The organism is Moorena sp. SIO3B2 (assembly GCF_010692525.1).
Taxonomy (GTDB): domain Bacteria; phylum Cyanobacteriota; class Cyanobacteriia; order Cyanobacteriales; family Coleofasciculaceae; genus Moorena; species Moorena producens.
Genome location: NZ_JAAHHE010000010.1, coordinates 106,095 through 114,956, shown reverse-complemented (window position 1 = coordinate 114,956; position 8,862 = coordinate 106,095). Strand labels below are relative to the sequence as shown.

At 42.0% G+C, this 8,862-nt stretch carries 10 protein-coding genes; 3 read left to right on the top strand and 7 right to left on the bottom strand.

All coding sequences use genetic code 11. The features are described 5' to 3' along the window. Nucleotides 1–199: 199 nt before the first annotated feature. From F6K38_RS04470 to F6K38_RS04445, 6 genes are all read right to left on the bottom strand, one after another. Complete coding sequence (locus tag F6K38_RS04470) at nucleotides 200–1,039, bottom strand: phage baseplate assembly protein V (protein WP_008184148.1); 840 nt, start codon at nucleotides 1,037–1,039, stop codon at nucleotides 200–202. 74 nt (nucleotides 1,040–1,113) lie between these two features. Next, nucleotides 1,114–1,341 (bottom strand): hypothetical protein, encoded by a 228-nt coding sequence (locus F6K38_RS04465; RefSeq protein ID WP_154659780.1) that lies wholly within the window; start codon nucleotides 1,339–1,341, stop codon nucleotides 1,114–1,116. Nucleotides 1,342–1,363: 22 nt separating this feature from the next. Then, on the bottom strand, nucleotides 1,364–2,437 hold the full coding sequence (locus F6K38_RS04460; protein WP_008184145.1) for a phage late control D family protein: 1,074 nt from the start codon (nucleotides 2,435–2,437) through the stop codon (nucleotides 1,364–1,366). Between the two features lie 8 nt (nucleotides 2,438–2,445). Next, nucleotides 2,446–3,297: a CIS tube protein gene (locus F6K38_RS04455; protein WP_008184143.1), complete on the bottom strand. Its 852-nt coding sequence runs from the start codon at nucleotides 3,295–3,297 to the stop codon at nucleotides 2,446–2,448. Then, on the bottom strand, nucleotides 3,288–4,691 hold the full coding sequence (locus tag F6K38_RS04450; protein WP_287356158.1) for a hypothetical protein: 1,404 nt from the start codon (nucleotides 4,689–4,691) through the stop codon (nucleotides 3,288–3,290). Before F6K38_RS04450 ends, F6K38_RS04455 begins: the two co-directional genes overlap by 10 nt. Beyond that, nucleotides 4,691–5,245, bottom strand: coding sequence for a phage tail protein (locus F6K38_RS04445; RefSeq protein ID WP_229414482.1), 555 nt, complete (start codon nucleotides 5,243–5,245; stop codon nucleotides 4,691–4,693). Before F6K38_RS04445 ends, F6K38_RS04450 begins: the two co-directional genes overlap by 1 nt. A 174-nt stretch (nucleotides 5,246–5,419) precedes the next feature. Between F6K38_RS04445 and F6K38_RS04440 the strand changes: the two genes are divergently transcribed. Beyond that, nucleotides 5,420–5,626: a hypothetical protein gene (locus F6K38_RS04440; RefSeq protein WP_287356156.1), complete on the top strand. Its 207-nt coding sequence runs from the start codon at nucleotides 5,420–5,422 to the stop codon at nucleotides 5,624–5,626. Here the strand turns inward: F6K38_RS04440 and F6K38_RS43225 are convergent. Next, entirely contained in the window at nucleotides 5,592–5,702 is a 111-nt protein-coding gene (locus F6K38_RS43225) for a DUF6760 family protein (protein ID WP_353737167.1), read from the bottom strand. The two genes, F6K38_RS04440 and F6K38_RS43225, sit on opposite strands and share 35 nt — an antisense overlap. Before the next feature lie 71 nt (nucleotides 5,703–5,773). Here F6K38_RS43225 and F6K38_RS04435 point away from each other — a divergent pair, with 71 nt between their 5' ends. Beyond that, the gene (locus tag F6K38_RS04435; protein ID WP_353737169.1) at nucleotides 5,774–6,361 is read left to right on the top strand and encodes a Crp/Fnr family transcriptional regulator; all 588 of its coding nucleotides are present in this window, start codon (nucleotides 5,774–5,776) and stop codon (nucleotides 6,359–6,361) included. Between the two features lie 51 nt (nucleotides 6,362–6,412). Continuing rightward, nucleotides 6,413–8,818 (top strand): hypothetical protein, encoded by a 2,406-nt coding sequence (locus F6K38_RS04430; RefSeq protein ID WP_287356154.1) that lies wholly within the window; start codon nucleotides 6,413–6,415, stop codon nucleotides 8,816–8,818. Nucleotides 8,819–8,862: the final 44 nt, after the last annotated feature.

Here is an 8,862-nt window from a genome sequence, read left to right as displayed (position 1 = left end):
ATTATATTCAGCTATTGCCTATTGCCTTGCGCTATATTTTATTCAAAAGCACCTCAAGTAGAGTGGCACAAGCTTCGACGCTGTGAAGTTAAGGTATAAGCTAATAGCTGATTGCTGAAAGCTGATTCCTGAAAGCTGATTCCTGAAAGCTGATTCCTGAAAGCTGATTGCTGAAAGCTGATTGCTGAAAGCTGATTGCTTAATTAATTGATACCGTATTACCGGTAATCTTCACGTCTTTACTAGCTTTAAAATGCATCCCCTTCTTAGTTTCAATTTTGCTACCATTAGCATCAACTTTAAATGACTTATCTGTCTTCATATCCAGGTTATTCTTGGCAGTAATTTTGATATCTTCCTCGGAAATAATTTCGATCCCCTTACCACCAAGTTTAAGTTTACCTTCCTTAGACTCAATGGTAATTGAATTGTCTTTGGTATTAATAATGATACTATTCTTGCCAGTTTTATCAATCACCTCAATTTTTTCTTTACCTTTAGTATCATCTAAGCGAATAGCATGACCACTTTGAGCAATTACTTCAATTTTACCTTTTTCCTTAGTATCATCTAAACGGATAGTATGTTTATTATGGGAAATAACCTCAACTTTTTCTTCATCCTTAGTATCATCTAAGCGAATAATATGACCACTACGGGATTTTATTGTACGCTTATTAATAGTCTTTTTTTTACTATCTTCTTTGTCTTTTTCAGGAGACTCAGGGGGTTGATCTTTGCCATTCCATAACCCCCCTAGGATATAGGGAAAATTGATATCACCTTGTTCAAAAGCTACCAGCACCTCATCGTTAACTTCCGGCAAAAAGTAAATACCACGGTCATTACCAGCCATGGGAGTTAACACCCTAGCCCAATAGCTTTCATCATCATCTGAGAGCCAAGGAAACTTGACCTTGACTCGGCCTAAGTTTTCCTCATCGCCATTGTTAGTCACTATTCCCATAGTCACCCCATAGAAACGACCTCGTATTTCAGGGGGACCTAGCAAATTAGTTAGTAAATCGATGCTTGTCATAATTGATAGTTTGTTAAGTAGATAGTTATGGGTTTTATAGGGAATCGGAAATTTAGAATTTAGAATGCGCGAATTTAGAATCGGGAATCGGGAATCGGGAATCGGGAGTCGGGAATCGGGAATTTAGAATGCGCGAATTTAGAATTTAGAATCGGGAATCGGGAATCGGGAGTCGGGAATCGGGAATCGGGAATCGGGAACAGGGAATAGTGAAAAAATCCTGTGTACCTGATTAGACTAGAAACCGCTATACTTTCGTGATCTCCCACACTCCCCATCTCCCCACCTCCCCACCTCCCCATCTCCCCATCTCCCTATAAAAGATCATGATGTCCCATTCCTCCTAACCTTAAATGCTGTGCGATAACCTCGTTTATGGGAATAGGTATGGGTGGTGGAGGTCACATAGTAGTCACCACTAAACTGTTTGCCCACCCCTTGGATAGTAATAACGGTACCTGCTCGCAAGTCAGAGCGTCCGACACACAAGCCCTCCCCACTGATGTATTCCAGAGCCATGTTATTAAATCCCCCCTGAGCGATTTGCTCAGCTTCTTCTCTACTAAACACAGGGCGATACAAACGTTCGCTGGTTTTTTTTCGACTACCCAAAGCCGGATCTACAGCCTTAGCACCGCTTTTGTTAGTACTAAAACCAGGGTTGGATCGCCCAATGAAGGCTTTCTTGTCCTTCGGGTTCCAACCGCGCACCTCCACCTGTCCCACCTGGGTCAAGCTGGTCAGTCGGGAAGAAAAACTGAGCAGATCCTTTCGTTGAACTAGAGTCAACACTGACTTGGATTTATCCTGATGGGGCTGAAAATATAATGTTTTATCTTGAACCACAACCTCATAACCAAGTCGTTGAGCACGGGTCTGAAGAAACTCCATATCTGTTTGGTTATGCTGTAGTACATAGTCCAAAACCAGCTTTGTGGTTACTCCCCCATACTTTAGACCCGCTTTTTTGGCAATATCTCTAGCGATATCGCTGTCTTTCTTTTTAGTAAACGAGCGAGTGTTGTAACCCCGAAGCAATCGATGACTGTAGTCGTAGCCCCGCACTGTCAACAGAGGAATTTCCCCATGGGCAAATTCTGGTTCCAGACCGGTGATCTGACCCATCATCAATTTTTGCAGTTTCCCTCCACTACCCCCGTAGCCCATAAAAATCGTTACCTCATTGCCTAGCTTAAACAGTTGCGGATCAATCCACTCCTGATTTTCTTGATCCCAGTTGGCAAGCTTGATCGTAAACATAGTGGGAGTACTAACGTTTTCATCCACAATTACTGCCATCACATCAGACCGCAACTGTTGTCCCCTGATCAGAATTCTGAAGCCAGGGACTGAGGTAGCGATGCTATTGGTACTAGCTTGAGGAGGTGTCGAGAGCATGGTTAATTTTAGGTTAGATTAAGTACCGGGATGGTCAGAACTTGACCTGGTGTCAGGTTACGGGGATTAGTAATCCCATTAGCCTTGGCAATCTCTCGCCAGAAGCTCGGGTCATTATATTCAACACCCGCAATGCTGCTCAGGGTTTCTCCACGTCGGACAACATGGATCGGGTCGTCATCCCGTGCTAGAGAACTGGGCTTTTCCCGTTCCTCATCCTCTTCAGGGATGAACTGCTGGAAAGTACAGTTGAGAGCGGCCCTGACTGGCATCCCATTAGGGGTAAACATAGTAAAGCGCTGGGTTAGTTGTCCGAGATACCCCTTAAAAATCAGGTTAAATGCCCCCCACCACAGTTCACATACAGGGGGGCGTTTTAAATCAGAGTCAATCAGAGTCAACTCAAAAATCTTATTCGTATACTCTCGAACATCTACGGCATTGGGTGCTGATAATCCATACACACCAGTTAAAGATGAAGCCGCTGTTGCCGCTCCCGATGCAACTCGTTTGAGGGGAGAGCTGCCGCCCCCGGATATACTCTCAGGTAGTCCCTCGTAGGTGTCAAAAAACAGGTCGAGAGTCAGGGTTGCTGGATCCCCACCAATAAATTTAGTATCACCGCGATCGCGGTTTTTGAGAGTTTCATGACGCCATTGGGTTGTCTTGGTAATTTGAATTTCATTAGGATTGAATAGAGGCATTGGTTTGTTTTCTGGAAAAACCATCTGCCATCTTTTTCCTGGCTGCTCCTTGAGGATGGTTAATTTATCTAACTCTGCGCCGAAGAGGCTACTTGTTAATCCTTTGGTTTGGTTTAGTGTTTTTTGGGCTAGATTCTTAAACCCTGTTAATGCCATTGTGTTAATCCCCTCCGCTCACTTTCTATGGTCAGATGCTGCATCAGTTTATGGTGTACTTTGTCTACTAGTTCATCAACATCAATGTCCTCCACAGACTGATTATTTGTGGTAGCGGCTGAAGTATTTTCTGATGCTTTCTGAATCACGGTATTTGCCTGTAACCTAGTAGTTGATACAGGTGTTGATACTGATGCACCGTTGACAGATGGCATTCTTTGGATAACTCCAGAGCCATTATGAGCCATAGATGGGCCACTACTAACTCCTAGTCCGTTGCCAGAAACTGACGTTCTATTGACCCCAGAGGCAGAAAAAATCAGGGGAGCAGATAATTGATAACCATCTTTTCCTGAAATTTCTCTAACCACTGGTCGCTCCGGGGAGCGTTGAATCAGTGGCTGGTTTCCTTCGGATGGGCTCTTGACTATCTCTTTGATCACTGGTCGCTCGGGGGTGGGTTGAATCAGTGGCTGGTTTCCCTGGGATGGGCTGTTGACTATCTCCTTGATCACTGGTCGCTCCGGAGTGCGTTGAATCAGTGGCTGGTTTCCCTGGGATGGGCTAGAAACTATCTCTTTAATTAGCGATCGCTTTGGGGAGCGTTGAATCACTGGCGACTGGGTCAGGTTTCCGGAACTGCCTAGCGATCGCTTAGACTGTAAAGTAGTTTTCTGATAGTGTTTGTCTAAATTCTTGTCCACTGTTCCCTGTTCCCTGTTCCCTGTTCCCGACTTCTGCAAGAAGTCTATGGGTTTGGCTTGCACAACTGGCCAGGATAAGTCAGAGGATAGTCTAGTTTCCCTAGACGATTCAAGACCAGAAACTAGGGGTTTGTTATCAGAATCTACTCTCCGGGAATTCCTCTTAGTGGAGTTGACAAATTTTGCCTGGACAATTAATGGTTTTGTCCCAGATTTGCCCCTTTCAGAGGGGATTGAACTTGAAGTTTGGGGTGTAGGGTTTTCTGTAGATTTCTGGGAATTTGACCCTGTACTTTTTTGTACTGAGGTTTCTTTTTCCACCTGAAATCTAGTTGATCTCAAAGGTAGTTCTTCTCCTGTTACTTTAGTTCGAGAGGCCACATTGGTAGAGGTAATTGGAGAAGTAACATGTCCCGTCTCTACCGGTTCTGCTGCTGGCCGGATTGGCTGAGCATAGACGATAGGAACTGCTTCTGCTGATTGACCCTCTAACCGATGCTGGCGTTGAATCAACTTAGCCATTAAGGGCAGTTGGTTGGTCATCCCTTGGACCCGGGAGATAATTGACCCTGCGACTTGAGTACCAATCACACCAGGGCTGACGATTGGGCGCAGAAGTCGCCTCGTCAGTTGTGGGTTGAGACTCTCTGACCAAGTCTGATTGTTACTGACCTGAGGTTGAGATGCCATCACAATGCTCCCGCTAGTCCAGCAACGGCTCGTCCTCCAGATAGTGCTTGACTCAGAAGTGGTTTGCTAATCCCCTTGTGAATTAACTCAATGGTCTCGAAAGCAATTTCATTGCTGCTGGCATTAAACTCTGGACCAGTCCACTTCACTGGCAAAGCCTGCTTGAAATTCCAATACATGGCTGGTATCTGTTGGCGGTCTAGCAGCATAATTGTGCCGTTCTTGCGCCGAATTACACCCCGGCTAGTGGCCTGATACCAAGTCCACAAACTGTCAATACCTGTCAAACCATGTTTGAGGGTCAAATTCGGATATTTGGTTCGACCTAGTAGCTGATGAACGTACCGATTCTGACCTCCCTCAGGACGCTCCTCTAGTTCAATCTCACTTTCTAGACCCCTGACTTCGATAAACCCACCAGTCACTAACCCCTCAATTTCAATCAGGAAGTTAAAGCCTTGGTAGGGATCAAGGCGAGCTCCCAACGCCCCAGTTACTCCAGCGTAAGCCGCGTTTGCTCCTAAAGGCACAACCGATGCTAAACTTGCCATCATTCACTCCTACAATTCAAGTTTAAAATTTACCTGTCAAGGTAGGGAACAGGAAATAGGGAACAGGGAACAGTGATAAGATTTGACTTTTTAAGTACTGAAATTGATTGTTATCACTGCCGTTATTAAGTTTTTTTGTACTGGTGCCAGATCTTAGTCCCTCACGCTTCGGCGCGATTGCGACTAGCAAATGAGGTACACATAATTGTTTCACTGCTCCCTGCTCCGAAGTCCCTGCTCCGAAGTCCCTATTCCCTATTTTCTATTCCCTATTCCCTATTCCCTATTACCTATTACCCATTACCCATTACCCATTACCCATTACCCATTACCCATTACCCATTACCCATTACCCAATTATCTGCTCATTCAACTTCTCATTAATACTTGCCACTTGTGCCACCCAGCGCTGTCTTTCTTGATGATCCAGACTCATAATCTGGTCGTAGGACCAGTGCAAGTGATAAGCAATATAGGCTACCTCCTCTAACAGCCTCTCGGAGGGGTAGCAAGTTACTCCCCCATCAAAGGATATTAGAAATTAGTGAAATTAAGCAATATCAATATGGTGAGCATATTTTTGACGAAGGAACAGACAGTCACGATCTCTATGTTGTCCTAGAAGGCAAAGTTGATATTTTGATCGACCCAGCTTTGCAGGGAAATGTGGAAGAAGGAACAATTGGAATGAAAAAAATTGCGGAGAAAATTCAGGGAACATCCTTGGGAGAAATCTCTTTAATTGATAAATATCCTTCTCCTAATTCAGCAATATGTGCTTCAAAGGACACCAAATTATTACGATTTTCAAAAGACGCATTGGCCAGACTCTATCAAGATGATCCTGATATTGGTTATAAAATTACCCAAAATATTGCAACTATTCTCTCTGCTAAAGTTCGGGAACGCAATTCATTAGTTGCTCAACAAGCTCTCAGCAATTACTACCTTTATTTTTTATGTGAAGAACTTTCTGCCGAAGCCTATCAATGTGATAGTATTATTCCCTTAAATAAAAAACTCGTAATCAGAGATAAACATCAATTTATGTTGTCTGGTTCAGACTCAATTTCAGGTGTTGTTCCCAAAAAAGAAGACATTGATATTGCATTTTTTTAAACTCCCAGTATACTTCAAAAAGTTTTAGAACCAGGAACTCCTTCTGGTGTAATGGTTTTAAATACCCTCTTTGATCAGATTGGGAATAATCATCTAAAGAAAGACCTCCCTAAAGATCTATTTGAGGTGATCTGTACCCCTGGTACTTCAGGAAAATCAGGTTGCCTGGTTGTCCATAAGAAGTACGATTCACATCAGCAAACCTTTTTTATTAAATGGGAAGTCAAAGGCATACATTATGATCAAGCCTCTTCAACAATAACAGCTAATATTTTTATCTATATAAGCCAGAATGAACCGTCTGTTAGCAAACAAGTTGAAGAGTTAATATCAAGCATTAATATGCCAATTCAGCATAATGTTTATGATAATTTACCAGAAAAATTAAGTCTTCAGCGTAGTAACCCCTATCATCTCTTTGTGCTTCACCATCGGACTCATGAAGTTGTCATGACTTTACAAACCCTGGATGCCTTAGGGTTTAACATTGATGCATTTATTGGGATTCCCTATGGTGAAAGTAATTGGCCGATTATGAGGATGTTAGATCATGTTTCTGGTCAAACCTATCGATGTTTACGTATGATTCAACACCCGATCAAGCCAACGCAATACAAGTTTGACTTTAAGCAGTCCTCTTTTCTCCCAAATACTGATGAAAAGTTATTTGTTAACCTGTATGAAAAATCGGAAGTTAATCGAAACTATATGAGTGCAATGACAGCGTTAGTTGAAACGGAACTCGTTCGCTGCATTCAAACATGTATCAAACAAAATAAAAAACTGTTGATTTATGAAGATGGAGGATATGCTGTACCTTTAATTTATCAAATTTATCAAGATCCAAATCATGGTTTACATTCTCTGTTCAAGAATGCTGTCGATAAAAATATTATTATTGGTGCTGTTGAAGTAACTACTGCTGGGGAAAAAAGAGACCGAGCCGCTATAGAATATTATCAAGGAAAAGCTTTGCTTCCTGTGCTTTCTACAGCACGGGATGACATCAAGCTAATTTTCGAAACAAAAGGGGTTTCACAAGCAATTATTGACTCAACTTCAACAGCTTTAGGCCGATTAGGATTGCCGACATTTGAAACACGGAAAGTAGCGGTCATCGGAGGTAATGGTGCAATCGGAACCCGATTGGTTGAAGAACTGACAGAAATGCAAAATAGTACAAGTCATGTTTTTGCTGTAGATATTGTCGATCAAGCATTTTCTAGAGAAATTGACAGTCAAAGATTTCCCTATGCTGCCACAAAAGTTGATTATTTAAATTTGGGCAGATATATTGTTGAAGACACCTGTTTACCAGTGATTGTCGATTTACCTTTTGGTGAGCGTCACCCTCAATTGTATAGCGATAAGATTGAGAAATCGGTGCTAGAATTTTTCTCACCCTCTCCCAAGTACGAATCTTTTAATGAATTAGTTATAACTAATGCTTTCCCCAGCCCAGAATCTTCCTTGCAGACGCTATGGTATCAAACAAATACGTTGAATGGTTTATGGGAATCTATCCGTCAGCAATATGGGTATGTCCCTGAGAAAATCGAACTGTTACCCAATGGCCAAGGAATGAGTCAAATCTTTAGTAAGCAAAATTGCTTCAAAAAGGTAACCTTATTAGTTCCTGAACAAATACTATCTTTCCGAAAAGTAACGCGCCTTATTCAAAACCACATTGATACAATTATTGGTGTTACCGGCTCCCTTGTGTTGGATGAGCTGGATATCAATGGGTTTTTGACTAGAAAAAATATCGGATATCTTGTAGATGAACTGATTCTTACCAGTGGTTCATCGAAGGATTATGAATTTAGAAAGGCAATAGTTTTTCTAGACGAGTTATTAGAAATTATTTCCGAAAATACAATCGATATTCATCAACAGTTAATCTGGTACAAGAGATATTATGAGCAGAAGTTGTGTTTTATTTCAGATAGTGAGACTCAAGTCATTCATCAAGTGCTTTCTTCTTCGGAAACATCTGATTCTCTAGTAGCTAAACTAAAAGATTATCCTGAATTGATCAAGAGCATGGGTTTAAAGGATGTCGAATCTAGTACATGGGTTTCTGGTTTGGTTGAATGGATTCGGCATCAGATCAAAAAGAATATTTCAATTCACAAATCCTTTCATGATGATATTGGTACGGTCTATGATATTCAATTTAATGGTCAATCTAAAAGATTAGTACTGTTAGCAGATGGTTTTGTGATCAACTTTTTTGCTAAACATGAGAAAGGCGTAAAAACAGAATATATTGATCCAATTGTCACAATGCAACTCCTGGGTTTGGTCAAACTTGCGACGACTGAAAAAGGTATAGAACCAGGGGTTTATCGCATGGCACAACGTTTCAAGACCGATGATATTGATTTGTTTTGGAAAGCACTTGATGATAAAAGCCGTCCTATAGAATTTGGCGTTGCTGAATCAAGGAATGAATAGAAGTAGGGTGGGCATCCTGCCTGCCCGAAAATATTGATAACCGG

Coding starts and splice junctions, on each gene's coding strand:
- F6K38_RS04470 (WP_008184148.1), bottom strand. CDS start 1,039: ATGACAAGCATCGATTTACTAACTAATTTGCTAGGTCCCCCTGAAATA.
- F6K38_RS04465 (WP_154659780.1), bottom strand. CDS start 1,341: ATGGGGAGGTGGGGAGGTGGGGAGATGGGGAGTGTGGGAGATCACGAA.
- F6K38_RS04460 (WP_008184145.1), bottom strand. CDS start 2,437: ATGCTCTCGACACCTCCTCAAGCTAGTACCAATAGCATCGCTACCTCA.
- F6K38_RS04455 (WP_008184143.1), bottom strand. CDS start 3,297: ATGGCATTAACAGGGTTTAAGAATCTAGCCCAAAAAACACTAAACCAA.
- F6K38_RS04450 (WP_287356158.1), bottom strand. CDS start 4,691: ATGGCATCTCAACCTCAGGTCAGTAACAATCAGACTTGGTCAGAGAGT.
- F6K38_RS04445 (WP_229414482.1), bottom strand. CDS start 5,245: ATGATGGCAAGTTTAGCATCGGTTGTGCCTTTAGGAGCAAACGCGGCT.
- F6K38_RS04430 (WP_287356154.1), top strand. CDS start 6,413: ATGGTTTTAAATACCCTCTTTGATCAGATTGGGAATAATCATCTAAAG.